This is a genomic window from Gluconacetobacter entanii, from assembly GCF_013155425.1.
In the GTDB taxonomy this organism is placed as follows: Bacteria; Pseudomonadota; Alphaproteobacteria; order Acetobacterales; family Acetobacteraceae; genus Novacetimonas; species Novacetimonas entanii.
Map to the genome: position 1 here is coordinate 151527 of NZ_JABJWD010000011.1, position 25361 is coordinate 176887.

The window sequence follows — 25361 nt, forward strand, 5'->3', positions numbered from 1 at the left end:
TTTTGGAAAAAGCTTCACCAAAAACTTCTGAATGTTTTCAGGACATTCCCTTACGCGGGTGCGTCGGGCAGGGCCGGTGCGGTTTCCCAGCCAAGGCCGACGATAACGGCACTGCGTCGGCCCATCCCGTCCATGCGCAGGACGATGACGTTCTGTTCCTCCAGATACGCCAGTTGCCGCCGCGCCCGGCCCAGCGAATGGGTGCCATAGGCACGCGCGATCGTCGCATCCGACGGGCACGGCAGCTTTTCCAGCGCACTGCGGGCAATCAGCAGGAAGATCCCCTGCACGTCTTCGGGCAGGGCGGAGGCCATCTGTTCGGCCTGCTGCCACACATCGGTCTGCGCCGTGCGGGCATCCACGCCGGCCCGCGCGGTCGCCAGCGCGCGACGGAAACGCGGCATGTCCAGCGCCTGGCGTCCCATCCCCTCGATCCGGCAGCGCACAAGGAAATCCTGGTACAGCACATGGACCGGACGGAATCCTGCCTCCTCGTCTTGCAATATGTCGGCAAGGATCGCGGCGAAACGCTGCTTCTGTTCTGCGGGGTCGATCTCGGGCGTGGCCTGTGCCTCCACCTCGGCTTCCGCGCGGGCGACATCCGCATGGGCCGCCAGTTGCGCGAGGATGTCGGGCGGCGGGGCCACGGGACGCGGCGTGCGCGCGGGCAGTTCACGCTCCGGCACGGGGGTAAGGATCAGTTCGCGGATTTCCTCGGTCGGGGCGGTGGGTTCGAACGGCATCAGGGCAGGCCCGGCCGAGCGGCTTTCGGTTTCCACCGGGCCGATCCGCACCGCCAGCGGACGGCGGCTGATGGCGGGGCCGAGGGCGACGAAACAGCCACGTTCAAGGTCGCGGAAGCTTTCGGCCTGCCTGCGCTCCATGCCCAGCAGGTCGGCGGCGCGCATCATGTCGATATCGAGGAAGGTGCGCCCCATCAGGAAATTGGAGGCCTCCGCCGCGACATTCTTCGCCAGTTTCGCCAGCCGCTGCGTCGCGATGATGCCCGCAAGCCCGCGCTTGCGCCCGCGGCACATCAGGTTGGTCATCGCGCCAAGGGAGGCGCGCCGGGCCTCGTCCGAGACCTCGCCCGCCGCCGCAGGGGCGAACATCTGCGCCTCATCGACCACGACGACCACGGGATACCAGTATTCGCGCGGCACCTCGAACATGCCGCCAAGGAAGGCGGCGGCCCGGCGCATCTGCACCTCAGCATCCACGCCTTCGAGGTTCAGCACGACGGAGGCGCGATGCACGCGCATGCGCTCGCCCGCCGCCTGCAGCGCGGCCTCGGTATGTTCGGCGGCGTCGATGACCAGATGGCCGTAACGGTCCGCAAGGCTGACGAAATCGCCTTCGGGGTCGATGATCGCCTGCTGCACCAGACGCGCGGACTGTTCCAGCAGGCGACGCAGCAGGTGCGACTTGCCCGACCCGGAATTGCCCTGCACCAGCAGGCGGGTGGACAGCAGTTCCGCAAGGTCCATCGTGACGGGGCCATCGCCTGCGGTGGCCCCGCGTCTCTCCCCAATCGTGATCGCTACCGTCATGGCGCTGACGGATACAGCCCCTTGGGGGTGTCATGCAACCATTGCACCACGCCATCCGCCGCCCAGCGCCCCATCGCAATGCAGGCCTGCAGCAGGTAGCCGCCGGTGGGTGCTTCCCAATCCACCATTTCCCCCGCGACGAACACGCCGGGCAGCGCGCGCAGCATCAGGTGCGCGTCCACATCGTCCCAGCGCACGCCACCGGCCACCGAAATCGCCCGGTCGAGGTCATCCGTCCCCTCCACCACCAGCGGCACGTCCTTGATCAGGGTCGCCAGCGCCCCCGGTTCACGCGGCAGGCTGACGCCCACCCCCTCGCGCAGGAGGGCAAGCATGACGGGCGACAGGCGCAGCGCCTTGCGCAGCAGGTTCGACACGCTTTCGCGTCCCCGCACGCGCGCCAGACGCTGCGTCACCTGCGCGATGTCCATGTCGGGACGCAGGTCGATATGGATGCGCGCCTGCCCCTGTCGTGCAATCGCATCGCGGATGGGCGCGGACAGGGCATAGACCACGCCGCCCTCGATCCCGTTGCGGGTGACCACGGCCTCCCCGCGTGCGCAGAGATCGCCGATCCGCAGGGCGATCCCGTGCAGGGGCGCGCCCTCGAAGCGGGTGCGCATCAGGTCGGACCAGAGAATGCGAAAGCCGCAGTTGGCGGGCCGGAACGGGGCAACGCCCACGCCACGCGCCGCCACGATGTCGCGCCATGCACCGTCCGCACCCAGCCGCGCCCAGCTTGCCCCACCCGTCGCCAGCACCAGCGCATCGGCGTGCAGGCTGGCCTCCGTCCCGTCCGGCCCCGCGACATGGACATGCCCCGCCGCGTCCCAGCCAAGCCAGCGATGCCGCGTCATGATCCGCACGCCCGCCCCCTCCAGCCGCGCAATCCATGCCCGCAGCAGGGGGGAGGCCTTCATCGCGACGGGAAAGACCCGGCCGCTGCTGCCGACATAGCAGGGCTGTCCCAGTCCCGCCGCCCATGCGCGCATGTCATCGGGGCCAAAGGCCGCAAGGGCGGCATCAAGGTGGGGCCGCGCCGCGCCGTAACGCGCCATGAAACGCGCCATCGGTTCGGAATGTGTCAGGTTCAGCCCGCCGCGCCCGGCCATCATGAACTTCCGCCCCACGGTGGGGCGCTGTTCCAGCACACACACGCGGCATCCGGCGGCGGACAGGACCTCCGCCGCCGACAGGCCCGCCGGGCCGCCACCCACGACGACGACATCCGCCCCGCCAGTATCGCGCGCGCCGGGCCCCGCCATCAGATGATGTAGTCGAGCGGCGGAAGCATCTGGTCCATGGTAAAGGCCGGAAGCGAGGAATGGCGCGTGCCCACCGCGCGCGCGGGATTGCCGACGACGGTGGTATAGGGTGCGACCGATTCAAGGACGATCGACCCCGCGCCGATCTTCGCCCCCTCCCCGATCTCGATATTGCCCAGGATCTTGGCCCCCGCCCCGATCAGCACGCCGCGCCGCACCTTGGGGTGGCGGTCGCCCACGTTCTTGCCCGTGCCGCCCAACGTCACCCCCTGCAGGAGGGAGACATCGTCCTCCAGCACCGAGGTCTCACCAATCACGATGCCCGTGCCATGATCGAACAGGATGCGCCGCCCAAGGCGCGCGGCCGGGTGGATGTCCACCGCAAACAGTTCCGAAGACCGGCTTTGCAGGTGCAGCGCAAGATATTCGCGCCCGTTGTTCCATAGCCAGTGCGCAACGCGATAGCTCTGCACCGCGTGGTATCCCTTGAAGAACAGGAAGGGCGTCGCGTAATTGCCCGTCGCGGGATCGCGTTCGCGGATGGCGACAAGGTCGGCGGCGGCGGCGGCAACGATATCGGGATCAGCGGCGAACACCTCCGTCACCAGTTCGGACAGCGCATCGTCCGCGACGGCGCGATCGCCCAGCTTGCGCCCGATCAGCGCCGCAAGGGCCGCGCCAAAGGTCGCATGGTTGCGGATCCCGGTGGCCAGCAGGCCCTTGACCAGCGGGTCGCAGCACCCGCACGCCCCCTCGACGATCTCATGCCACAGGGCGTCGATATCGATGCCCGACAGCGTGGGCGGCAGGACCGGCGGGCGGCTGTGGTTGGTCATGGGAGGGGTGGATTGACGTTCAGACATGTCGGAGCGTCCGTTCAGGAAAGACGAAAGGATAACACGAAACGCGCAGGCGGCCCGTTACAGCCCCATGGCGTGGCGCGCGAACGCCCGGCGCAGCGGCGTGATGCGGTTCACCCCCGCCAGCCCGATATCGCGTGCCAGGCGCAGCACGGGATTGTCGTTGCCGAACAGCCGTTCGAGCGCATCCGTCGCCGCGAGCATCAGCATGTTGGCCGGGCGGCAGCGCGCCTGGTAATCGCGCAGGACATCGGGCGCGCCCACATCGCCACCACGCGCATGCACGCCCGCCAGGATGTCCGACAGCGCGATCACGTCGCGGAAGCCAAGGTTGAGCCCCTGTCCGGCAATGGGATGGATCCCGTGGGCCGAATCCCCCACCAGCACGAGGCGCGTGTCGATGTAGCGCTGCGCATACTGCGCCGACAGCGGATAGACCCAGCGCCGTCCCACCGGGGTTACGGCCCCCAGCCAGTCGCCCATGCGCCGGTGGATTTCGTGGGTAAAGGCCTCGGCCGGCAGTTCCGCAAGGCGATGGGCCAGCTTTTCTTCGTCCGTCCAGACCAGCGCGGACAGGTTGGGATGTTCCGCCGTTCCCGCCATCGGCAGTTGCGCGAACGGGCCGGCGGGCAGGAAATGTTCCAGCGCGCGGCCTTCATGCGGGCGTTCATGGGCCACGGCGCACACGATCCCGCACTGATGGTACGGCAGGCGCGTCACCACGATCCCGGCCTGCATGCGCAGGGGGCTGCGCCGTCCCTCCGCCGCGACGACAAGGCGCGCGGAGATGGTGCGCCCGCTGCGTGTCGTCACCAGCGCGCCTTCGGCCCGGCGCACGACCGTGGCCTCGTCCGGGGCAAGGACGGTGACACCGGGCGTTGCGTGCAGCGTGGCGTTCAGCGCGACACGCAGGGCACGCGCCTCGATCATGGAACCGAACGGCTCGGTCGCGTCCTCGCGCCCGAATTCGAGGAACAGCGGCGAAGGCGGCTGTCCCGGACGGCCATCGGTGACACGGATTTCGCGGATGTCGCATGACGGCATCGGCAGGTTCCGCCACACGCCCGCCGCCTCCAGCAGGCGGCGCGACCCGGCCGCGATGGCATAGGCGCGACCGTCAAAGGCAGGATGTTCCATCGGCGGCAGGGCGGCGCGGTCGATGATGACCACGCGCATCCCCTCCACCGTCAGGCGGCATGCAAGGGTCGCGCCCACCGGGCCTGCCCCCACGATGCAGACATCGACCTCCATCGCGTCCGCCGGGGTGGGCGGGGGGGGTGTCATGTGTTCGCTCATGGTCTTCGTCTCTGTCCTGATCAGTGGCCGCCGCGGGGGAACCGCAGGCCCCGCCGGGGTGTTCACGCGCAATGCAACGCAGATATGGCATGCAACGCATCCGCTGTCCAAACGCTGCGCACCGATGCCAACCGACGCACAGGCGATGCAAGACGGATGACATATCTCTCACACTCGCGGTATAGGAGGAATGCGGATGCACAACGACACACTGGCCCCACCCGCAAAGACAGGAATGGAGACATGGTGAGATGAAGCTTGTCACAGCCATCATCAAGCCTTTCAAGCTCGACGACGTGCGCGAGGCGCTGACCCCGCTGGGAATCCAGGGCCTGACGGTGTCGGAGGTCAAGGGATTCGGACGCCAGAAGGGACAGACCGAAATCTATCGCGGCGCGGAATACCATGTCAGCTTCCTGCCCAAGATCAAGATCGAGGTCGCCGTGCCCGACGACCTGGTCGAACAGACGGTCGAGACCATCGTGCAGGCCGCCCACACCGGCAAGATCGGTGATGGCAAGATTTTCATCACCCCCCTTGAAAGCGTGGTGCGCATCCGCACCCGTGAAACCGGCGACAGCGCGCTTTAGGCACATCCCGCGCGGCGCCCAATCCTTTTCATCACAGCCTGCCCCATCATACCGGAGGACCATTTTTCATGATTTTTTCCCGCCGCGCCTGCCTGACCGCCGTCATGGCCCTTGGCCTTCCGGCCGCACTGAGCCTGTCGCCCGTCACCGGACATGCCCGTGAAACGTCGAAATCCTGCCACCAGAAATTCGTGACCGCCCGCACCGCCGGCACCCTGAACGGACAGACCTACAAGGCGTTCAAGGCCGCGCAGTGCGATGACGCCGCCACCCCGGCCACGGCGGCGACACCGGCCACGGCCCCTGCGGCCGCACCCGCCGAAGCCCCCAAGCCCGCCGCCGCACCCGCCGCCGCGGCAAGCACTGCGGCACCGGCCGCGACGAACGCCACCCTGCCGAGCGCGGTTTCACCCAAATACGCCAAGGAAGCGACAGGCAAGGCCCGCCTGCACACCTGCCTTGACCAGTACAACGCGAACAAGGCGACCAACGCCAATGGCGGCCTGCGCTGGATCCAGCGCGGCGGCGGGTATTACAGCGTGTGCAACGCCCACCTGAAGGGCTGATTTCCCTTCATCCCGTCCTCCTCCCATGCGGGGACGGGATGAACTCCCGCAGCAAACCTGCGTGCAATCGTTCAAAAGTTTTTGGTGAAGCTTTTTTCAAAAAGCTTCAAAGAACGCTGCCCTTTTCAAAAAAAGGCCGCACCCGAAAACTTTCATTCCGCCTTCACATACCCCTCATGGCTGCGGGTGCCTTACCACCGGCGCCGCCGCAGGATACTTTACGGCAGGTGCCGCCGTGCCGGCCGCGGGCCTGACGAATGCCTGCCCGGTCGCATACGAAATCCAGACCCGGTGCGCCGCGAACCAGTCCGAACCCAGCAGCATCTCCAGCCCTTCACGCAAGGGGGCGACCGTCATGACGGGATTGCGTTCGAGTTCATGTCCGATCTGCAGGCTGTCGAAACGGTGCCAGTGATAGACGTCCTCATGTCCGTCGATCCCGCTGGTGACCCCGCCCGGATCGGTCTCGAGCTTCTGCGCGGGCACGCCAAGGCGCGCGGCCAGCCGGGGCGAGACAATGCGGGAGCGCGCGCCACTGTCGAGCAGCGCCATCACCTGCTGCCCGTTGATGCGCACGCTCAGCATGAATCGGTTTTCCTGCCGTTGCAGCGGCAGCGTGTCATACCATCCCGTCCATGCCGGGGGCTGCGCGCAGGCGATGGAATCCGCATGCACCTCCCACAGGCCCAGTTGCCCGTTGGGCACATCCATGTCGAGGTCGAAGCGTGAGAGGATATCCCCGCCGATCAACCCCCCGATCGGCGGCGTGATCATGGGCTGTCCCGGCAGCACGCCTACCGGCGCGGACATGACGCCGAAATCGATCCCGCCGATGCGCAGGTCGGGCACGATGGCGTTGGGCGTGGCATGCGCCGTGCCCCCCGTCCCATGGACCACCGTCTGCTGGTCCGGGTCGAGGCCGAGGCGCAGGCGATGCACCATTTCGGGCGTCAGCAGGCCGCCATCCGATCCCGTATCCACCAGCAGGCTGAGGTCACGCCCGGCCACCTGCGCGACAATCGACAGGTATCCGCCATCATTGCGCAGCGGCACCTGCGCGACATGGCGGCGCGAACACAGCCGTGCCCCGTCGTCCTGCGCATGGGCAGGCCACGCCTGCAGGCAGCACGGCAGCACGAACATGCAGGCCACGACGCGCCATGAGGACAGGTGACGGCCGGGAGGAAGCACCGCCATCCCTACAGCCGGTCGGCAAACGAATCCGTCGCGTCCAGCAGGGCCGACATGATCCCCGGTTCCGACATGGCGTGCCCCGCCGCGTCAATTAGCTGGAACGTCGCCTCCGGCCAGGCACGGTGCAGGTCCCATGCCGTGCGCATGGGGGTGGCGGTGTCATAACGCCCCTGCACGATCACGGCCGGGATATCGCGGATCAGGCCGACATCGCGGATCAACTGCCCTTCCTCCAGCCAGCCGCCATGGACGAAATAATGGTTCTCGATCCGTGAAAATGCGGTGGCATAGCGGATGTCGGCATGCTGCGTCGCAATGTCGGGCATCGGCAGCAGCGTCAGCGTCTCCCCTTCCCACAGGCTCCACGCCAGTGCGGCGCGGTTGCGTTCCTCTTCATCCGGCCCCGTCAGGCGCCGGTGATAGGCCCCGATCAGGTCATTACGCTCCTCCGGCGGGATCGGGGCGATGAAGCGTTCCCACTTGTCGGGGAACAGCCATGACGCGCCTTCCTGATAATACCACAGCACCTCCGCCCGCCGCAGGGTGAAGATCCCGCGCAGCACCAGTGCCGTGACCCGGTCGGGGTGCGTCTGGGCATAGGCCAGCGCCAGCGTCGATCCCCATGACCCGCCGAACACCATCCATGCGCTCACGCCCGTCATCTCGCGCAGGCGTTCGATATCGCCGACAAGGTGCCATGTCGTGTTGTGCTCCAGCGAGGCATGCGGCTTTGACCGGCCGCATCCGCGCTGGTCAAACAGCAGGATGCGATAGCGTGTCGGGTCGAACATCCGCCGTTGCAGCGCGGAACACCCGCCCCCCGGCCCGCCATGGAGGAACACGACGGGAATCCCGTCGGGATTGCCACACAGTTCCCAATAGACCCGGTGCCCGTCCCCGGTATCGAGGTATCCGTGGTCATAGGGGTCGATGGGGGGATAGGGCTGGCGGGGGAACTGGTTCATGGCTGGGGGAAACTCCGGGTTCCTGCTGGGATACTTCTACACCTGCGCGCGGGGATGGGCACGGCTCCATACGTCAAGCAGCCGTGATTCGTCGGCAAGGGTATAACGCTGCGTCGTGGACAGGCTGGCATGGCCCAGCAGTTCCTGGATCACGCGCAGGTCCGCGCCGCCCTCCATCAGGTGCGTTGCAAATGAATGACGCAGCGCGTGCGGGGTTGCATGTTCCGGCAGGCCCGCCATGTGCCGCCATGTCCGCATCGCGCGCTGTGCCACGGCGGGTTGCAGGCGGCCACCGCGCACGCCGGGGAACAGCGGGGCCCCGGCAAAGGGGGCGGGATGGTGGCGTCGCCATTCGCGTAAGGTACGCCCCACCACCGGCAGGATGGGCACCATGCGTTCCTTGCCGCCCTTGCCTTTGATGCGCAGCACGCCTTCATCCGCCCCACCGCCCAGCGCCATGGCACGGTCAAGGTCGGCAATGTCGAGCGACAGCGCCTCCGAAATGCGCAGGCCACAGCCATACAGCAGCAGGAACAGCGCCCCATCGCGCATGCGCGCCATGGGCGTATGCGCGATTTCCGCAACACCCTGCGGCACTTCGAGCGCATCCTCATGGTTCAGCGGGCGCGGCAGGGTCTTCTTCACCCGTGGGGCCGCCAGCAGCGCCGGCGCGGGATTGTCCACCCCATGATGCCGCGCGAGGTAGCGGAACAAGGAACGCAGCGCCGAAACCCGCCGTGCGCGCGTGCGCGCCGCGCGGTCGCGGGTGGTGACACGGTGGCCCGGACGCGGGCGCAGCGCCTGGTCATGTTCGAACGCAAGCCACGCCCGCAGGTCCGCAAGGCCGAGCGTATCGAGCGCCGCCACATCGACCTCTCCCCCGATATGGGTGCCAAGGAATTCGATGAAGCGGTGCAGGTCCCCGCGATAGGCCTCCACCGTGCGGGGGGAGGCACGGCGTTCATCCGCCATCCAGTCCAGAAAACATGCGCATGCCTGCATGGCCATCATGGCGTGTCGTCCCCCTTGCGCCGGATGCTGCAACATCCGTTCATGATCCCATGTGCCCCCCCATGCAACAGCAGGCAAGACATCCGCCCGCCACGACGCTAGAAAACCCGCATGCCGCGTCGCAACCACACGCCTGACCTGCTGGAGTCGCAACCGGGCGCGTCCCGTATTACGCCCCCCGATACACCACAACGGGTACGGGTCATGCTGCCCCTGCCCTTCGCGGGTGCGCTGGATTACCGCATGCCGCCCGCAGGTGGCCTGCAACCCGGCGATATCGTCACCGTGCCGCTGGGCCGGCGCACCGAAACCGGCGTGGTGTGGGACGCGCAACTGCGCCTGCCGCCCGAATTCATGCCGCCCCCCATGCCCACTGTCGCGTCCGGCCGCCTGCGCACGGTCAGCGCGCGTCTGGACCTGCCGCCCATCCCCGCCGCGCTGCGCCGGTTCATCGACTGGGTCGCGGCCTATACCCTGTCGCCACCGGGCATGGTGCTGGCCATGGCGCTGCGGGCCAATGCGATGGCCGCCGCCCCGCGTCCCGCCGCCGGGTGGCAGGTGACGGGCGATATCCCTGCCGACCTGCGCCTGACGCCCGCGCGGCAGAAGGTCCTGGATGTCGCGGGGACGGGCACGCCGCTTTCGACCACCGAACTGGCGAAGCAGGCGGGGGTCGGCGCCAGTGTCGTGCGCGGGCTGGCGCAGGCAGGCTGCCTGCGCGAGGTCGTGCTGCCGACACCGCCCGCGTTTGGCACGCCCGACCCCACACACGCGCCCCCCGTGCTGGAAGGCGAGCAGGCCGACGTGGCCCGCGCCCTGCGCGACACGGTGGCGGAGGACCAGTTCTCGATCACGCTGCTTGAGGGGGTGACGGGATCGGGCAAGACCGAAATCTATATGGAGGCCATCGCCGCGTGCCTTGAAAAAGGGCAGCAGGTGCTGGTGCTGCTGCCCGAAATCGCGCTGTCCTCGCAATGGACCGGGCGTTTCGCGCGGCGTTTCGGCACGCAGCCCGCATTGTGGCATTCCGACCTTGGCGCGCGGTTGCGGCGCGTGACATGGCGGGCCGTGGCCGACGGCACGGCGCGCGTGGTGGTCGGTGCGCGCTCGGCGCTGTTCCTGCCGTTCGCGCGCCTTGGCCTCATCATCGTGGACGAGGAACACGAGACCTCCTTCAAGCAGGAGGAGGGCGTGACCTACAACGCGCGCGACATGGCCGTGGTGCGCGCGCGCATGGATGCCGCCCCCATCATGCTGGTCTCCGCCACGCCAAGCCTGGAGACACTGGCCAATGTCGGCGCGGGGCGTTACCGCCACCTGCGGCTTGGCGCACGCCACGGCAATGCGTCCATGCCGCAGGTGCGCGCACTCGACATGCGCGCCGACCCGCCCGAACGCGGGCTGTTCCTCTCCCCCGTGCTGGTCAGCGCGATCGAGGACGCGATCGGGCGGCAGGAACAGGCGATGCTGTTCCTCAACCGCCGGGGCTATGCGCCGCTGACGCTGTGCCGGACCTGCGGGCACCGGATGCAGTGCCCCAACTGCACCGCGTGGCTGGTGGAACACCGCGCGCGCCGCATCCTGACGTGCCACCATTGCGGGCATAACGAACCGATGCCCCCCGCCTGCCCCTCATGCAACGCCGAGGACAGCCTGACCCCCATCGGCCCCGGCGTCGAACGCATTACCGAGGAAGCACGCGCCACCTTCCCCGACGCGCGTATCCTTGTGATGGCGAGCGATACGCTCCACGGTCCCGCCGCCACGGCGGATGCGGTCGAACGCATCGCCCGGCGCGAGATCGACCTGGTGATCGGCACGCAGATCGTCGCCAAGGGATGGCATTTCCCGCACCTGACGGTGGTGGGCATCGTCGATGCGGACCTCGGCCTTGGCGGGGGGGACCTGCGCGCGGCCGAACGCACGGTGCAGCTTCTGCATCAGGTGGCGGGCCGCGCGGGCCGGGCGGAGGCGCAGGGGCATGTCCTGCTGCAGAGCTACGTCCCCGAACATCCGGTTATGGAGGCGCTCGTCTCCGGCGATTTCGCAAGCTTCATGGAGCAGGAGGCCGAACAGCGCCGTCCCGGCTTCTGGCCGCCCTTCGGTCGCCTCGTCGCCCTGATCGTCAGCGCGGACACACCCGAAGCCGCCGACGCGACCGCCCGCGCACTGGGGCAGGAGGCACCACGTCTGGAGGGCGTGCAGGTGCTGGGACCGGCGCCAGCACCGCTTGCCATCCTGCGCGGCCGCCACCGGCAGCGCCTGCTGCTGCGCGCGCGGCGCAACATCCCGGTCCAGCCGATCATGCGCGAATGGCTGTCGCGCGTGAAACCCGAACGCGGGGCGCGGGTGGATGTGGATATTGATCCGATTTCGTTTCTGTAGAGTGGGGCAAAGGTCTTCTTTTTCTGAAGAAAAAGAAGCAAAAAGACTTTGATTCCTCAAAGGGCTTACGGGCTGGCAGGGACATTGTTCCCGGAACACCTGCCCGCACGATGCCGCACGAAGCACTGATAAAAGTTTTTGATGAAGCTTTTTTCCAAAAAGCTTCGAAAACCCCTACCGCGCCTCCGACGCCTGCATCATCCCCTTGCGCACCAGTCCGTCCACCGGACGCCCCGCCAGCGACAGGGCCACGGCTTCCGCCACGCGAATGCCATCGATCCCCGCCGACAGGATGCCACCGGCGTACCCCGCCCCCTCGCCCGCGGGATAGAGGCCGCGTGTATTGACGCTCTGCCCGTCCGCGCCGCGCGGGATGCGCAGGGGGGAGGAGGTACGCGTTTCCACCCCCGTCATGACCGCGTCATTCATGGAAAACCCGTCAAGCTTCCGGTCAAAGGACGGCAGCGCCTCACGCAATGCCGTGACCACGAAATCCGGCAGGCAGGTGGCGAGGTCGGTCGGCGTCACGCCGGGACGGTAGGAGGGCGTGACCGCCCCCAGCGCGGTCGAGGGACGACCGGCCAGGAAATCGCCCACCGTCTGCGCCGGGGCGAAATAGCGCCCGCCACCGGCAAGGAACGCCTGGCGTTCCCAATGGCGCTGGAACGCGATTCCCGCCAGCGGCCCGCCGGGATAGTCCACCTCCGGCGACACACCCACCACGATGCCGGCATTGGCGTTGCGTTCGGCGCGGGAATACTGGCTCATGCCATTGGTGACGACCTGCCCCTCTTCCGACGTGGCGGCGACGACCGTGCCGCCGGGACACATGCAGAAGGAATAGACCGAACGGCCATTGGAGGCCTGATAGGACAGGGAATAATCCGCCGCCCCCAGCGCCGGGTCCGGCGTACGGGTGCCATAGCGCGCGACGTCGATGACCGATTGCGGATGTTCGATGCGCACGCCGATGGAAAAGGGCTTGGCCTGCATCTCCACCCCACTGGCATGCAGGCTGGCGAAGGTGTCACGCGCGCTATGCCCGATGGCGAGGATGACATGCCCGGCCGCGATGACCTCCCCATCGCCCAGACGCACGCCCACGACCTGCCGCGCGCCGTCTGCCCCCTGCTCCACCAGCAGTTCGTCCACATGCGCGCCAAAACGGTATTCCCCGCCCAGCGCCTCGATCTCCGCACGGATATGCTCCACCATGGAGACAAGGCGAAACGTGCCGACATGCGGGTGGGAGAGGTAGAGGATTTCCTCCGGCGCGCCGGCACGCACGAACTCTTCCAGCACCTTGCGCCCGTAATGGCGCGGGTCGCTGACACGGCTATAGAGCTTCCCGTCGGAAAACGTGCCCGCGCCGCCTTCGCCGAACTGCACGTTGCTTTCGGGATCGAGGATGGACTTGCGCCACAGTGCGAACGTATCGACGGTGCGTTCGCGCACCACCTTGCCCCGTTCGAGGATGATCGGACGCAGGCCCATCTGCGCCAGCACCAGCGCCGCCATGAAGCCGCACGGCCCGGCCCCAATCACGACGGGACGGCTGTAGTCCGGCCGCGAGGCAATCTGCGGCCCGTCCTCGATACAGAAGCGATAGCGCGTATCGGGCGTGGGGGCGACATTGCGGTCACCCGCATGCGCCGCCAGCACCGCATCCGCGTCACGCACCCGGCAGTCAAGGGTATAGACCAGCATGATCCGCCCGCGCCGGCGCGCGTCATGGCCACGGCGGAAGACCCCGAACCCCTCCAGCGCGTCCGGGGCGATGCCAAGGCGTTCGACGATGGCCTTCTCCAGCGTCTCGCGGTCATGACCAAGGGGCAGGCGCAGTTCGGTAAGTCTGATCATCGGGAAAGGGTCCATCGACACGATGACGCTCCGGCAGGGGACATGACATGAATGGGCAGGTGACGTGCAATCACCCATTGCCCGTGTGCAGCGCGCCTGCCATATCATGCCGACCCGGATGGGGCGAGGGCACCGTGGCGCATTCCGTGGCATGGCATGCGCGACCCACGCGCGCCACACGTCCCCCTGTTGCGAGTTCCCGTTCCGTGGCGTACCGCCACCGGGGCAGAAACTGAGGAAAGAGCGCGCCAATGGGCGACGAGCATCACGACGATTCCTGCCACGGGCACGACCATGACCACGCCGGGCATGACGGGCATGGGGACCATGGACATGATGGCCATGACCATGACGACCATGGCCATGACGGGCACGACCACGCCCATCACGGCGGGTTCGGCCATCACCACGTCCATGCCCCGGCGTCCTATGGCCGGGCCTTTGCCTTCGGGATCGCGCTGAACCTGTTTTATGTCATCGCCGAAGCCATATGGGGCGTCGCCTCGCACGCGCTCGCGCTGCTGGCGGATGCGGGGCACAACCTGTCGGACGTGCTCGCCCTTGGGGCGGCGTGGCTTGCGGAAATCCTGTCGCGGCGTTCGCCCACCGCCAATTTCACCTACGGCCTGCGCCGTTCCTCCATCCTCGCGGCACTTGGCAACGCGGTGGCGCTGCTGCTGGTCACGGGGGGGATCATCTGGGAATCGGTGCTGCGCCTTGCCCATCCACATCCGGTCGCGGGCATGACGGTCATGGTCGTCGCCGCCATCGGCATTGTCGTCAACGGGGTGACGGCCATGCTGTTCGCAAGCGGCGGCAAGGGGGACCTGAACCTGCGCGGCGCATTCGTGCACATGGCGTCGGATGCGCTGATGGCGCTGGCGGTGGTGATATCGGGCGGCATCATCCTGATGACGGGATGGCTGTGGGTGGACCCGGTGGTCAGCCTGCTGGTCTCCGTCTCCATCGTGATCGGCACATGGTCGCTGCTGCGCGATTCGCTGGACATGGCGCTGGACCGGGTGCCGCGTTCGGTCGATCGCATGAAGGTGGAGGACTACCTGCGTGCCCTGCCCGATATCGTGGACCTGCATGACCTGCATATCTGGCCCATCAGCACGACGGAAACCGCGCTGACGGTCCACCTTGTCCGCGACGAGCATGCCCCCGCAATGGACAGCAGGACGCTGCATGACATCGCGCGCGAACTGAAGGCGCGTTTCCAGATCGTCCACCCCACCCTGCAGATGGAAACGCGCCACGACGCCACCCTGTGCGTCCTTGCCGCGGCACACAGCGTATGAACAGCGTCTCCCCCGACATGGGCACATCGGCCGCCGCCCCGGCTTCGGGCGCGTCGCGCAACCTGATCGCCTGGGTGACGCTTGGCGTCAGCATCCTCGCACTGGCGATGAAATACGCGGCGTGGCGCGCAACCGGCAGTGTCGCGCTGTATTCCGACACGCTGGAGACGATCATCAACGTCGTCGCCGCCATCGCCGGCCTGTGGGCGCTGCATGTCGCAAGCCTGCCACCGGACGAGAACCATACCTATGGCCATTACAAGGCCGAATACCTGTCCGCCGTGGCCGAAGGGGTGCTGGTGGTCATGACCGCCATCACCATCGGGCATGAAGCGTGGAAGGGATGGTTTTCGCCGCACCTGCCGACCAATTCGATGATGGGCGTGATCCTCAATGGCGGGGCGGGTGTCCTCAACCTTGTCTGGGGATCGGTCATGATGGCGGCGGGGCGGCGTCACCAGTCGCCCACCCTGATCGCGGGGGGGCAGCATGTGCTGTCGGACGTGTGGGCGTCGGCGGCACTGGTGGCGGGATTCGTGCTGATCCCACTGACGGGGTGGGAACAGCTTGACAGCATCCTTGCCGGCCTGATCGCGCTCAATGTCCTGCGCACCGGGTGGGACATGATGCGCACGTCGATTTCCGGCCTGATGGATGCCGCCCCCGACCCGGCCACGCTGGCGCAGATCCGCAGGATCATTTCCGCCAACGCCACGGGCGCGATCGAGGCGCATGACATCCGCGCGCGCATTGTCGGTGCGATGACCTTCATCGAATTCCACCTTGTCGTCGCAGGCGACATGAGCGTGGAGACCGCGCACCAGATCTGCGACCATATCGAGGAGGCCCTGCGCCAGGACCTGGGCAGCGCGCTGATCAACATTCATGTTGAACCCGAACGCAAGGCCAAGCATAACGGCGTCATCGTCCTGCCCTGATGCTTCGTCCCCGTGGGGATGGCAGCCATGCGGCGGCATGACGGCATGAGACCGCAACCCTGCGCCCACGCGTGGGTTTGGGGTCATGGTGGGGGTCCGCACATGTGGCCGTCCCCACCGGATCGATCCATTGGACCCGCAGGGGACGCCCCCGGCCGGAACCTGCATGCCGGGACGGGATGTTGACGGCCCGTCGTGCATGGCAACAGGCCGGTCCCGGTTCCACGCATTACTGAAAGCCACGTCCGGCGATGAAACCTGACCTTACCCCGGCCCGCAGGCGTCACCTGCGGCGTTCCGCCCGGATCACCACGGAACAGTGGCGGCGCAAGCTTGCCTGCTGGACGGCGGCCGTCGCCGTGGGAATCGTGGCTGTCGGCTTCGCCCTTGCCGCGGACAGGGCGGCGGCCATCCGCACGCACCTGATTACATGGAACCCGTGGATCATGCTGGTGGTGACGCCCGGTGGCCTTGCCCTGTCGTCATGGCTGACGCGGACATGGTTCCGTGGCGCGCAGGGCAGCGGCATCCCGCAGACCATCGCCACGCTGAACCTGACCAATTTCGCGGTGGTGGACCGCCTGCTGACGCTGCGGGTGGCGTTTGGCAAGATCGCGCTGACGACGCTGGGCCTGCTGGCGGGGGCGTCGATCGGGCGCGAGGGGCCGACGGTGCAGGTGGGCGCCGCCATCATGCATACCTGCGGGCGGTGGCTGAACCTGTCCACCGTCAGCATGCGTCGCGGCCTGATCCTGGCGGGCGGTGCCTCCGGGGTGGCGGCGGCCTTCAACACGCCACTGGCCGGGATCGTCTTCGCCATCGAGGAACTCAGCCATTCGTTCGAGCAGCGCACCAGCGGCACCATGCTGACGGGGGTGATCCTGTCGGGTGTGACCGCCATCGCGCTGGTGGGTAACTACACCTATTTCGGCCACACCGATGTCAGCGTGCCCATCGGCATAAGCTGGATCGCGGTGCTGACGTGCGGCATCCTTGGCGGTGTGGGCGGCGGCGTGTTTTCCGCCATCCTGATCCGTGCGACGGCGGGCCTGCCCGGTGCGCTCGGCCGTTTCGCCAAGGGACACCCGGTCGCCTTCGCCGCCGCCTGCGGGCTGGTGCTGGCGCTGCTGGGCATTGCGTCGGACGGCATCACCTATGGCACGGGGTATTACCAGGCACGCTCCGTCATCGACGGGCAGGCGCATTATCCCGCGTCGTTCTTCATCCTGAAATTCATCGCCACCATCATCTCCTACTGCTCCGGCATTCCCGGCGGGCTGTTTGCGCCGTCGCTTGCGATCGGGGCGGGGTTTGGCGGATGGGTGGCGCAGTTCCTGCCCCACACCACGCCGGGGGCGGTCGTCCTGCTGGGGATGGTGGGATATTTTTCCGCCGTGGTGCAGTCGCCGCTGACGGCATCGGTCATCGTCATGGAAATGTGCGACAATCAGGAGGTCACGCTGGCGCTGCTGGCGACCGCGTTCCTTGCCTATGGCGTCTCACGCATGATCTGCCACCATTCGCTGTACAGCGCGCTGGCGGAATCGTTCCTCGGCGGGGTGGCGAAACAGCAGCCTCCCGCCCCCATGGCACCGATCGCGCCAAAGCAGGCCGCCCCCACACGGTAAAGGATTATTCTTAAAAGTTTTTGGTGAAGCTTTTTTCAAAAAGCTTCGAAAGACACCGCCTTTTTGAAAAAAGGCGGCACCCAAAAACTTTTATTACTTTGTCAATCCTGTCCCGGCGCGCAGATGCGGCGGTAATAATCCAGCCACTGTTGCGTCACCGCTTCACGCGTGTAGCGCGCACGGTACTGCGCATATCCCTCCGCCACGATCCGCGCGCGCAGGGCCGGGTCGTCCAGCACGGCACGCAGGGCATGCGTCAGGGCGGGCACATCGTCAATCGGCACCAGCATGCCGTTTTCCCCATCGCGCACATGCGCGCGTGGCCCGGCACTGGCACAGGCGACAAGTGGTGCACGCGCCGACCATGCATCGAGGATGACGGTCCCGAACGGTTCGTAACGTGACGGCAGCACGCAGATATCCGCCGCCGCCAGCAGCGCACCCCGATCCGTCCGCCAGCCAAGGAACCTTACACGTGACGCCACCCCCAGCATGGCGGCCAGATCCCCCAGCGCATCGCGCAGCGGCCCGTCACCCGCCATCCACAGGTAACAGTCCGGCAGGTCACGCAAGGCGTGCAGCAATGTTTCCAGCCCCTTGGCCTCATGCAGGCGCGACAGCGTCAGCAGCACGCGCGCATTGTCGGGCGTGTGCAAGGACTGGCGTGATACGGGGGGCGCATCCTCCACGGACGGGAAGGTCGGGATATAGGCGACATGGTCGGCGGCAACCCCGCGCGCGCGCATCGAGTCCGCCATGTCGGGCGTGCAGCCAACGAACCAGCGGCAGTGCGCGAATGCACGCAGGTCCTTGTAATTGCCGAACCAGCCAATGACCTGCGCCGCACGCCCCGCATCACGCGGCGTCAGTTCGGCGGCGCGCCGCAGCCAGCAATGCACGATATCGGGTCGGTAGCGCGCGATCTCGCGCCCCATGCGCCAGCGCTGCATCGTGGCAAAGGGGGCATGCAGGGGGGCGGTCACGACATCCACCCCCGCCGCACGCAGTTCGGCCGTGCGCGGCGCATCGGGGCGCATCACCGCGCGCTGCGCCAGGCCTGCGCGCTGGAGGCTGAGGATCACATCGGTGGAGTAGAGTTCCGCCCCGCCATTGCCCCGCCCCGCCATGATGTGCAGCACGCGCACGGGGGGCACGTCCGGCATGGACATGCCCGCGTGCGATGGCGCGCTCAACGCGCGGACAGGTCCACGACCGCGATGCGTCCTTCCTCCGTCCCGAAGGCAAGGGCGCACCCGTCCTCGCTGAACGCCAGGGCGGAGACCGGACCACCCCCCGCCGTACACACCGGCAGGAGTTTCTGCGCCGCCGTATCGGCCAGCAGCACCGTGCCATCGGCAAAGCCCGCGGCCACGATGTCATGCAGCGGATGGACCGCAACACGGGTGCAGACCACGCCCGGAATACCGCCCAGTTCCGCCGGCGCCTTGCCCATCGGCCCGCCGCCAAAGAACGGCCACATCACCACGACATCCGCGCCACTGGTCACCAACCATTTGCCGTTGCGGGTAAAGGCCATCGACTGCACCTTGGAGGGATAGCCGCTCATGCGCATGTTGTGCCCGTCCGACAGCCGCCAGCCATGCAGTTCGGATTCCTGCATCGATGTCACCAGCGCCTCGCCCTCGGGGTGGATGGCGATGCCGATATGACTGCCCTTCCATTCCAGCAGGCGCGGCGTATCTACCTTCGCCTGCACGAACCACATCGTCGCCCCGTTATAGTGCGAGGCTGCGATCCGCTTGCCCTTGGCGTCGAAGGTGATGCCGCTGACGGTGGAGGGATGCTCCAGCGTCTTGAGCGTATTCGCCCCGGACGCATCGCGCAGTTCCACGTTCTTGCCCGCGACAAAGGCGATCACGCCGCCCTTTGTCGCGTCCTTCGGGTTGGTCCAGGTCGTGACATGCTCGATCCAGCGGCGGCCCTTCACCAGGTCGCTGACGGTGCCATCGGCGGCCACGCGGCGCAGGGCGTTGTCGTCCCCACCCGTCAGGAAGCCACCGGGTGCTGCATCGGGTGCGACCGACAGAATCGCGCCGTCATGGATGGTCATCACCTGCCACGCATCGGCCTGCCCCCAGTCGGTGCGCGGGGCGATGACGATATCGCCCTCCCCCGTCGTGAAGGCGACCTGCTGGCTGTCGCGCGAAATGGCGCAACCGGTCACGTGGGCCTCCAGCGTGCGGGTGGCGCCCCGGCGTTCCAGCAGGGTTTCGGGCATGGGTGCGTTCATCTGATCGCTCATTTCGCACGACAGCTTTCAAAGCCGCGACGCAGTTGCGGGCGGTTGAGGTTGCGACCAATGAACACAAGGCGGGATTCCGGCGTCTCGTCCTTCTTCCACGGACCGATGAAGCCGCCATCGGCCATCATGTGCACCGCCTGGAACGCGAAACGCTGTGGCTCCCCCTTGTAATTCAGGATGCCCTTGGCGCGCAGGATATCCGCGCCCTTTTCCTGCAGCAGCGCGCCGATCCATGCCTGGAACTTCGCCGCGTCCAGCGGTTCCTCCACCACGAAGGACATCGAGGTCACGTCCTCCTCGTGGTGGTGTTCGGTTTCCTCCAGGAAACGCGGCGCCTGCTGGAGCGCGCGCTGCAGGTCGAAGCCGCCCTGGTCGAGCACATCGCTCAGCGGCACATCGCCGCGCTGCGCACGGTGCAGGCGGGCTACCGCGTTGATCGCACGGATGCGCGATTCGATGGTCGCCAGCGCCACTTCGTCCACAAGGTCGGTCTTGTTGAGGATGATGACATCGGCAAAGGCGATCTGGTTCACCGCCTCCGTGCTTTCATCAAGCGTCTGCAGCACGTTGTAGGCGTCCACCACGGTCACGACCGCATCCAGCCGTGTCTTGCCACGCACGTCCTCGTCCACGAAGAAGGTCTGCGCGACGGGGGCGGGATCGGCAAGGCCGGTCGTCTCCACGATGATGCCGTCGAATTTGCCACGCCGCTTCATCAGGTTGCCAAGGATGCGGATCAGGTCGCCGCGCACGGTGCAGCAGATGCACCCATTGTTCATTTCGAACACTTCCTCGTCCGCGTCCACGACGAGGTCGTTATCCACGCCCAGTTCGCCGAATTCGTTGACCACGACCGCATATTTGCGGCCATGTTCGGCGGTCAGGATGTGGTTGAGCAGCGTCGTCTTTCCCGCGCCCAGAAATCCGGTCAGGACCGTGACCGGGACAAGCCGGTCGGTATCCGGCGATGCCTGCGTGGCGTCCGACATGGTGTTACTCCATCACTCTGCGAATTACGTTTCCTGCATATAGGCATACAGGTGCGCCTGTCACATACCCCTGCCCCATGCCGTCGGCATGCACCACGGTCATGCGCCGATGCATGCGGCACGGACCCGGTGACGGATGGCGCGGGCCTGTGGCAGGTCGAAACGCAGCGCCTGCGCACGCCCGCGCGCCGACAGGGCGGCACGTTCTTCGGGTGCCGCCATCAGGCCCGACAGGGCGGCGGCCAGTCCCTCCACCGGCATCGGCGGCACCAGCAGGCCGCCATCGCCCACCACCCGCGACAGCGCGCCATAGGGCGCGGACACCAGCGCGGCCCCCGCCGCCATGGCCTCCAGCGCGCTGAGGCCAAAGGGTTCGGGCCAGCGGCCGGGCATGACCACGATCGCCGCCCGTCCCATCGCCGCCAGCACGTCCGCATGGGGGCGGTATCCCACCATCTTCACCCCCGCTGCCTTCGCCTGCGGGCGCAGGGCGGCGATGAAGGGCGTTTCCGGGGCCTCGGCAAAGAAACGGTCCGCGCCATACATCACCGCGCGCCACCCGGGATGGGCGGCGCGGATCGTCGCCCATGCCTGCACGAACAGGTCCGCGCCCTTGTCGGCCACCACCCGCCCGGCGAACATCACCATCTGTTCACGCGCGGCGGGGGGCGTGCAGGTCGCAGGCACGGCGGTCCCGTTGGGGGAAAAGGTGACGCGCGCGCCACAGGCGTCAGGCAGGCCGTCAAGGAAACGGTCACGCAGCCAGTGCGAGACAGCGGCGACATGCACACGGCCCAGCAGCGCCTGCCGTTCGGCGGGCGTGCGGGCGAAACGCATGCCCTGCGGGTCGTTATGCAGCACCAGCAGGACGGGAACCCGGCGGAACCTGCGCGCAAGGAACAGGGCCATGTCGGGACGGTTATGCACCTCGATCAGGTCGGGCGCGGGCGTGTCGCGGCGGATGGCCCGCCCGACCGCCAGGGCATAGCGCCACAGCATCGTCCCCGGCGGCCACCATCCCATCACCGCAGGCACGAACCGCCCGCCGGGCAGGGGCGCGCCGGTGATGGGCATGCCGACGACAACATCGTCCGGCCCGGCCATGGCCGTGACCTGCAACCCGATGGCGCCCACCGCATCGGGGCTGTACCCCTCCCGCCGGGGCAGTACTGTTACAACGCGCATGGTGTGACCGCTGCCGGGCCGGTGCCTCAGGGAATGTCCTCAAAACGGGCGTTGCGCCATTCCTTGGGCTCCGCCAGGGCGGTCTGGTACCACTGGTCCACCAGAGGATGCGCGCGCACCGCGTTCATGTAGGCCACCGATTCCGGCGAAGGCGTCACGCCATAGGACAGGAAGCGCGAGACGATGGGCGCATACATCGCATCGGCCAGCGTGAAGTCCGCGCCGAACAGGAACGTGCCGCCCTGCCCGAAATCCAGCCGTGCTTCGGTCCAGATGGCGTCGATGCGCGCGATGTCCGCGTCGATGTCATCTGTCGTCCCGCTGGCCAGCGGACGGCCATTGCGCCCCACATTCATCGGCATCGCCGCGCGCACCGCGCGGAAGCCGGCATGCATTTCGGCCGCGATGGACCGGGCGAAGGCGCGCGCACGCGGGGCGGACGGCCACAGGGCGGGCACCTGATCGGCGCAGTATTCGCAGATCGCGATGCTTTCCCACACCGCAACCCCGCGATGTTCGAGGTAGGGCACCTTGCCATTGGGGGAGATGGTCTTGATGGCCGACGTGTTGCCATCGTTGGAAAGCGGGATCACCACTTCCTCCACATCCAGTCCCGCCAGCCTGACCGCAAGCCAGCCACGCAGCGACCACGAGGAGTAGCGCCGCGTCCCGATGACCAGTGTTCCCTCAGCCATGTCTTCGTCCTTTCGTGGTCTTCAGACGACGCTGTCCTGCCGGCGGATGAACCCGCCACCCAGAACCCGCGTCCCGTCATACATCACACAGGCCTGCCCCGGCGCGGGGACCGCCGCCTCGTCCAGCAGGACCGACGCGCCATCTTCCGTGCGCCAGACCGTCGCGGGGCGTACCGCCTCGCGCGCGCGGATCTGCACGCCGCAACGCAGGCCATCGGCAGGCGGTTCGACCAGCCAGTTCATGTCACGCAGGCTCAGTTCACGCGCAACGCCGCGCGTGCGCGGGCCGATCACCACGCGGCGTCGGCCGGGTTCGATGCCCACGACCATCTGGCGTTCGCCGCCATGCATCGTCGCATCGCCGAGGCGGCGGCTCTGCCCCACGGTATAGCGCGCGACCCCTTCGTGCGCGCCCACGACATTGCCGGCAAGGTCCACGATCTCGCCCGCGCCACTGGTCTGCGGGCGCAGTTTTTCAACAAGGGTGGCGTAGGAGCCATCGGGGATGAAACACAGGTCCTGGCTGTCGGGCTTGCCCGCAACCGCAAGGCCGAAACGCTCGGCCTCGGCGCGGACGGCATCCTTGTCGGGCATGTCGCCAAGCGGGAAGCGCAGGAAGCCAAGCTGCTGCAACGTGGTGGCGAACAGGAACCATGACTGGTCGCGCGTGCTGTCCACCGGGCGGTGCAGTTCGACGCCCTGCGGCCCCTCGATACGGCGGACATAATGGCCGGTGGCCATCGCATCGACGCCAAGGTCGCGCGCCATGCCGAGGAGGTCGGTGAATTTCACGCCCTGGTTACACGCGACGCAGGGAACGGGGGTTTCCCCTTCGGCATAGGCGTCGGCGAACGTCTCGATCACGCTGTCGCGGAAACGGCGTTCGGCGTCGATGACGTAATGCGCGATGCCAAGCCGGTCGGCCACGCGGCGCGCGTCATGGATGTCACGCCCGGCGCAGCACGCGCCCTTGCGCGCGCTTTCACGCGAATCATACAGTTGCAGGGTCGCGCCCACCACCTCGTGCCCTTGTGCGACGAGGCGGGCGGCGACAACCGAACTGTCCACCCCACCGGACATGGCGACCAGGATACGCATGGGTCCGCTATACTTTCAGAAGAATTGAGGACAACCGGGCCTTCCTGCCTATCGAAGGCGCAGGCCCGGCGTCAAAGGAATTATCGGCCCGCCCGTTCAGGACGTGCGCGGCAGGCGCACCACGAGGCCGTCGAGCGCCTCGGTCATCACGATCTGGCAACCAAGGCGCGACGTCTTCTCCAGCCCGAAGGCGAGGTCGAGCATGTCTTCCTCATCCTCGGTCGGGGGCGTCAGCCTGTCGGCCCATTGCGGGTCCACGACCACGTGGCATGTCGCGCACGCCAGCGATCCCTCGCACGCGCCTTCGAGGTCGATTCCGTTCTTGTGCGCGATTTCCAGCACCGACAGCCCGATCGGGGCCGCGACCTCGCGCCGGGTGCCATCACGTTCGACAAAAACAATATGCGCCATCATTCCATCCTGAACACAGTTCCACGCCCGGACATCCCTGCCGGGCCATTCCTATCCCCGCGCTATGCGCTCCCGGCCGCGGCACGGCACAGGATCGCCGCCGCGCGATCCACATCGGCGCGTGAGGTATAGCGTCCGACCGCCAGACGCAAGCTTCGCGCCGCCTGCGCCGCGTCCAGTCCCATCGCCGTCAGCACATAGGACGCCACCACCTCGGCCGAGGAACAGGCCGACCCGGTGGACACACACAGTTCGGGCGCGCGCGCCATGATATCAAGGGCGGTGGCATTGGGGAAACGCAGGTTCAGGTTGGTCGGCAGGCGATGTTCCATGCTGCCATTGACCTCGATCCCCGGACACCCGGCACGCAGCAGGTGCAGCATGTGGTCGCGCAGCATGCGCCCGCGCGCGGCGTCCGCCGCCATTTCACGCATCGCGATGTCGCACGCCGCGCCAAATCCGACCAGCAGCGGCGCGGGCAGCGTGCCCGAGCGCAGGCCACGTTCCTGCCCCCCGCCCGAAAACAGCGGGGCCAGCCGCACGCGCGGCCTGCGCCGCACGAACAGCGCGCCCACCCCCTTCGGCCCGTACATCTTGTGCGCGGAGACCGAGGCAAGGTCGAGGTCGAGTGCCCGCACGTCCACCGCAACCTTGCCCGCCGCCTGCGCAAGGTCGCTGTGCAGCAGGGCGCCGGCCCCGCGCACCAGCGGCGCAAGGGCGGCCATGTCGTGCATCACGCCGGTTTCGTTGTTCGCCATCATGATGCTGACCAGCAGGCTCGGCACCTCCAGCGCGCGGCGCAGCACGTCGGGGTCCAGCCGTCCGTCCGCCCCGACCGGCAGGATGACGGGTTCGCACCCCTCGGCCGCAAGGTCGCGGACGGATTCCAGCACGCATTTATGTTCGGTCGCCACCGTGATGACGCGCCGCCGCGCCGTGCCGGTGGACAGCAGGTGCCGCACCGCCCCCTTGATGGCGAGGTTGTTGGCCTCCGTCGCGCCGGAGGTGAACACGACCTCCCGCGCTTCCGCGCCGATCAGGGCCGCGACGCGCGCACGGGCGATGTCCACGGCGTCATGCACATATCGTCCCGCCGCGTGGTCCGCGCTGTGGGGATTGGCGAAATGCGTCGTGAACCACGGCAGCATCTCCTCGACCACGCGCGGGTCGCACGGCGTCGTCGCCTGGTAATCGAGGTAGATCTGCCCATCGGGCACATCATCGCCCGGGCGTGCCGTCTCCAGCATTGTCATCATAACTCCGCCACGTGTGGATGGAGCCCTACCATGTCAAGGTAGTACTCATGCG

General features: G+C 67.5%; 22 protein-coding genes. 6 read left to right on the top strand and 16 right to left on the bottom strand.

From position 1 onward, the window contains the following. Positions 1-50 precede the first annotated feature (50 nt). From HNH97_RS03565 to HNH97_RS03580, 4 genes are all read right to left on the bottom strand, one after another. Complete coding sequence (locus HNH97_RS03565; protein WP_110912287.1) at positions 51-1550, bottom strand: ATP-binding protein; 1500 nt, start codon at positions 1548-1550, stop codon at positions 51-53. Then, positions 1547-2815 (bottom strand): TIGR03862 family flavoprotein, encoded by a 1269-nt coding sequence (locus tag HNH97_RS03570; protein ID WP_171789877.1) that lies wholly within the window; start codon positions 2813-2815, stop codon positions 1547-1549. Before HNH97_RS03570 ends, HNH97_RS03565 begins: the two co-directional genes overlap by 4 nt. Further along, positions 2815-3651 (bottom strand): serine O-acetyltransferase, encoded by an 837-nt coding sequence (gene cysE / locus HNH97_RS03575; protein ID WP_227744588.1) that lies wholly within the window; start codon positions 3649-3651, stop codon positions 2815-2817. The genes HNH97_RS03570 and cysE overlap by 1 nt, the downstream gene beginning before the upstream one ends. A gap of 84 nt (positions 3652-3735) precedes the next feature. Then, positions 3736-4971: a UbiH/UbiF/VisC/COQ6 family ubiquinone biosynthesis hydroxylase gene (locus HNH97_RS03580; protein WP_171789879.1), complete on the bottom strand. Its 1236-nt coding sequence runs from the start codon at positions 4969-4971 to the stop codon at positions 3736-3738. A gap of 251 nt (positions 4972-5222) precedes the next feature. Between HNH97_RS03580 and HNH97_RS03585 the strand changes: the two genes are divergently transcribed. Both HNH97_RS03585 and HNH97_RS03590 read left to right on the top strand, forming a co-directional pair. Beyond that, the gene (locus HNH97_RS03585; RefSeq protein ID WP_171789880.1) at positions 5223-5561 is read left to right on the top strand and encodes a P-II family nitrogen regulator; all 339 of its coding nucleotides are present in this window, start codon (positions 5223-5225) and stop codon (positions 5559-5561) included. Between the two features lie 68 nt (positions 5562-5629). After that, positions 5630-6127 carry a hypothetical protein gene (locus HNH97_RS03590; protein ID WP_171789881.1) on the top strand — a complete coding sequence of 166 codons (498 nt, stop codon included), beginning with the start codon at positions 5630-5632 and terminating at the stop codon, positions 6125-6127. A 174-nt stretch (positions 6128-6301) separates the two neighbouring features. Here the strand turns inward: HNH97_RS03590 and HNH97_RS03595 are convergent, their stop codons facing one another. The 3 genes from HNH97_RS03595 to HNH97_RS03605 are packed head-to-tail and all read right to left on the bottom strand — an operon-like array spanning position 6302 to position 9297. After that, entirely contained in the window at positions 6302-7270 is a 969-nt protein-coding gene (locus HNH97_RS03595; RefSeq protein WP_244949285.1) for a retroviral-like aspartic protease family protein, read from the bottom strand. Positions 7271-7326: 56 nt separating this feature from the next. Continuing rightward, positions 7327-8286: a prolyl aminopeptidase gene (pip, locus tag HNH97_RS03600; RefSeq protein WP_171789882.1), complete on the bottom strand. Its 960-nt coding sequence runs from the start codon at positions 8284-8286 to the stop codon at positions 7327-7329. Between the two features lie 36 nt (positions 8287-8322). Beyond that, on the bottom strand, positions 8323-9297 hold the full coding sequence (locus tag HNH97_RS03605) for a tyrosine recombinase XerC (RefSeq protein WP_171789883.1): 975 nt from the start codon (positions 9295-9297) through the stop codon (positions 8323-8325). 111 nt (positions 9298-9408) lie between these two features. Here HNH97_RS03605 and HNH97_RS03610 point away from each other — a divergent pair, with 111 nt between their 5' ends. Continuing rightward, positions 9409-11682: a primosomal protein N' gene (locus tag HNH97_RS03610; RefSeq protein WP_171789884.1), complete on the top strand. Its 2274-nt coding sequence runs from the start codon at positions 9409-9411 to the stop codon at positions 11680-11682. Between the two features lie 174 nt (positions 11683-11856). Here HNH97_RS03610 and HNH97_RS03615 read toward each other — a convergent pair whose 3' ends face one another. Further along, on the bottom strand, positions 11857-13542 hold the full coding sequence (locus HNH97_RS03615) for an NAD(P)/FAD-dependent oxidoreductase (protein WP_171789885.1): 1686 nt from the start codon (positions 13540-13542) through the stop codon (positions 11857-11859). A gap of 251 nt (positions 13543-13793) precedes the next feature. Between HNH97_RS03615 and HNH97_RS03620 the strand changes: the two genes are divergently transcribed. The 3 genes from HNH97_RS03620 to HNH97_RS03630 all read left to right on the top strand — a co-directional run bounded on the left by HNH97_RS03620 (position 13794) and on the right by HNH97_RS03630 (position 17412). After that, positions 13794-14846 (top strand): cation diffusion facilitator family transporter, encoded by a 1053-nt coding sequence (locus tag HNH97_RS03620; protein WP_110912280.1) that lies wholly within the window; start codon positions 13794-13796, stop codon positions 14844-14846. A 17-nt stretch (positions 14847-14863) separates the two neighbouring features. Then, on the top strand, positions 14864-15784 hold the full coding sequence (locus HNH97_RS03625; RefSeq protein WP_110912379.1) for a cation diffusion facilitator family transporter: 921 nt from the start codon (positions 14864-14866) through the stop codon (positions 15782-15784). A gap of 251 nt (positions 15785-16035) precedes the next feature. After that, entirely contained in the window at positions 16036-17412 is a 1377-nt protein-coding gene (locus tag HNH97_RS03630) for a chloride channel protein (protein WP_171789886.1), read from the top strand. Between the two features lie 101 nt (positions 17413-17513). Here HNH97_RS03630 and HNH97_RS03635 read toward each other — a convergent pair whose 3' ends face one another. The 8 genes from HNH97_RS03635 to HNH97_RS03670 all read right to left on the bottom strand — a co-directional run bounded on the left by HNH97_RS03635 (position 17514) and on the right by HNH97_RS03670 (position 25300). Continuing rightward, positions 17514-18557, bottom strand: a complete 1044-nt coding sequence (locus HNH97_RS03635; protein ID WP_171789917.1) for a glycosyltransferase — start codon at positions 18555-18557, stop codon at positions 17514-17516. Positions 18558-18601: 44 nt separating this feature from the next. After that, positions 18602-19675 (bottom strand): WD40 repeat domain-containing protein, encoded by a 1074-nt coding sequence (locus tag HNH97_RS03640; protein ID WP_171789887.1) that lies wholly within the window; start codon positions 19673-19675, stop codon positions 18602-18604. Continuing rightward, positions 19672-20664, bottom strand: a complete 993-nt coding sequence (locus HNH97_RS03645; protein ID WP_110912277.1) for a CobW family GTP-binding protein — start codon at positions 20662-20664, stop codon at positions 19672-19674. The genes HNH97_RS03640 and HNH97_RS03645 overlap by 4 nt, the downstream gene beginning before the upstream one ends. Positions 20665-20763: 99 nt before the next feature. Then, positions 20764-21849, bottom strand: a complete 1086-nt coding sequence (locus HNH97_RS03650; RefSeq protein ID WP_171789888.1) for a glycosyltransferase family 4 protein — start codon at positions 21847-21849, stop codon at positions 20764-20766. A gap of 26 nt (positions 21850-21875) precedes the next feature. After that, positions 21876-22544: a glutathione S-transferase family protein gene (locus HNH97_RS03655; RefSeq protein ID WP_110912275.1), complete on the bottom strand. Its 669-nt coding sequence runs from the start codon at positions 22542-22544 to the stop codon at positions 21876-21878. Positions 22545-22565: 21 nt separating this feature from the next. Continuing rightward, the gene (gene mnmA / locus HNH97_RS03660; RefSeq protein WP_110912274.1) at positions 22566-23642 is read right to left on the bottom strand and encodes a tRNA 2-thiouridine(34) synthase MnmA; all 1077 of its coding nucleotides are present in this window, start codon (positions 23640-23642) and stop codon (positions 22566-22568) included. 96 nt (positions 23643-23738) lie between these two features. After that, the gene (locus HNH97_RS03665; protein ID WP_110912377.1) at positions 23739-24053 is read right to left on the bottom strand and encodes a ferredoxin family 2Fe-2S iron-sulfur cluster binding protein; all 315 of its coding nucleotides are present in this window, start codon (positions 24051-24053) and stop codon (positions 23739-23741) included. A gap of 62 nt (positions 24054-24115) precedes the next feature. Then, the gene (locus HNH97_RS03670; protein WP_171789889.1) at positions 24116-25300 is read right to left on the bottom strand and encodes a cysteine desulfurase family protein; all 1185 of its coding nucleotides are present in this window, start codon (positions 25298-25300) and stop codon (positions 24116-24118) included. Positions 25301-25361 lie beyond the last annotated feature (61 nt).

Bases quoted from the DNA above. Each gene is read 5' to 3' on its own strand.
- HNH97_RS03565 (WP_110912287.1), bottom strand. From the start codon at position 1,550: ATGACGGTAGCGATCACGATTGGGGAGAGACGCGGGGCCACCGCAGGC.
- HNH97_RS03570 (WP_171789877.1), bottom strand. From the start codon at position 2,815: ATGGCGGGGCCCGGCGCGCGCGATACTGGCGGGGCGGATGTCGTCGTC.
- cysE (WP_227744588.1), bottom strand. From the start codon at position 3,651: ATGACCAACCACAGCCGCCCGCCGGTCCTGCCGCCCACGCTGTCGGGC.
- HNH97_RS03580 (WP_171789879.1), bottom strand. From the start codon at position 4,971: ATGAGCGAACACATGACACCCCCCCCGCCCACCCCGGCGGACGCGATG.
- HNH97_RS03585 (WP_171789880.1), top strand. From the start codon at position 5,223: ATGAAGCTTGTCACAGCCATCATCAAGCCTTTCAAGCTCGACGACGTG.
- HNH97_RS03590 (WP_171789881.1), top strand. From the start codon at position 5,630: ATGATTTTTTCCCGCCGCGCCTGCCTGACCGCCGTCATGGCCCTTGGC.
- HNH97_RS03595 (WP_244949285.1), bottom strand. From the start codon at position 7,270: ATGTTCGTGCTGCCGTGCTGCCTGCAGGCGTGGCCTGCCCATGCGCAG.
- pip (WP_171789882.1), bottom strand. From the start codon at position 8,286: ATGAACCAGTTCCCCCGCCAGCCCTATCCCCCCATCGACCCCTATGAC.
- HNH97_RS03605 (WP_171789883.1), bottom strand. From the start codon at position 9,297: ATGATGGCCATGCAGGCATGCGCATGTTTTCTGGACTGGATGGCGGAT.
- HNH97_RS03610 (WP_171789884.1), top strand. From the start codon at position 9,409: ATGCCGCGTCGCAACCACACGCCTGACCTGCTGGAGTCGCAACCGGGC.
- HNH97_RS03615 (WP_171789885.1), bottom strand. From the start codon at position 13,542: ATGATCAGACTTACCGAACTGCGCCTGCCCCTTGGTCATGACCGCGAG.
- HNH97_RS03620 (WP_110912280.1), top strand. From the start codon at position 13,794: ATGGGCGACGAGCATCACGACGATTCCTGCCACGGGCACGACCATGAC.
- HNH97_RS03625 (WP_110912379.1), top strand. From the start codon at position 14,864: ATGGGCACATCGGCCGCCGCCCCGGCTTCGGGCGCGTCGCGCAACCTG.
- HNH97_RS03630 (WP_171789886.1), top strand. From the start codon at position 16,036: ATGAAACCTGACCTTACCCCGGCCCGCAGGCGTCACCTGCGGCGTTCC.
- HNH97_RS03640 (WP_171789887.1), bottom strand. From the start codon at position 19,675: ATGAGCGATCAGATGAACGCACCCATGCCCGAAACCCTGCTGGAACGC.
- HNH97_RS03645 (WP_110912277.1), bottom strand. From the start codon at position 20,664: ATGTCGGACGCCACGCAGGCATCGCCGGATACCGACCGGCTTGTCCCG.
- HNH97_RS03650 (WP_171789888.1), bottom strand. From the start codon at position 21,849: ATGCGCGTTGTAACAGTACTGCCCCGGCGGGAGGGGTACAGCCCCGAT.
- HNH97_RS03655 (WP_110912275.1), bottom strand. From the start codon at position 22,544: ATGGCTGAGGGAACACTGGTCATCGGGACGCGGCGCTACTCCTCGTGG.
- mnmA (WP_110912274.1), bottom strand. From the start codon at position 23,642: ATGCGTATCCTGGTCGCCATGTCCGGTGGGGTGGACAGTTCGGTTGTC.
- HNH97_RS03665 (WP_110912377.1), bottom strand. From the start codon at position 24,053: ATGGCGCATATTGTTTTTGTCGAACGTGATGGCACCCGGCGCGAGGTC.
- HNH97_RS03670 (WP_171789889.1), bottom strand. From the start codon at position 25,300: ATGCTGGAGACGGCACGCCCGGGCGATGATGTGCCCGATGGGCAGATC.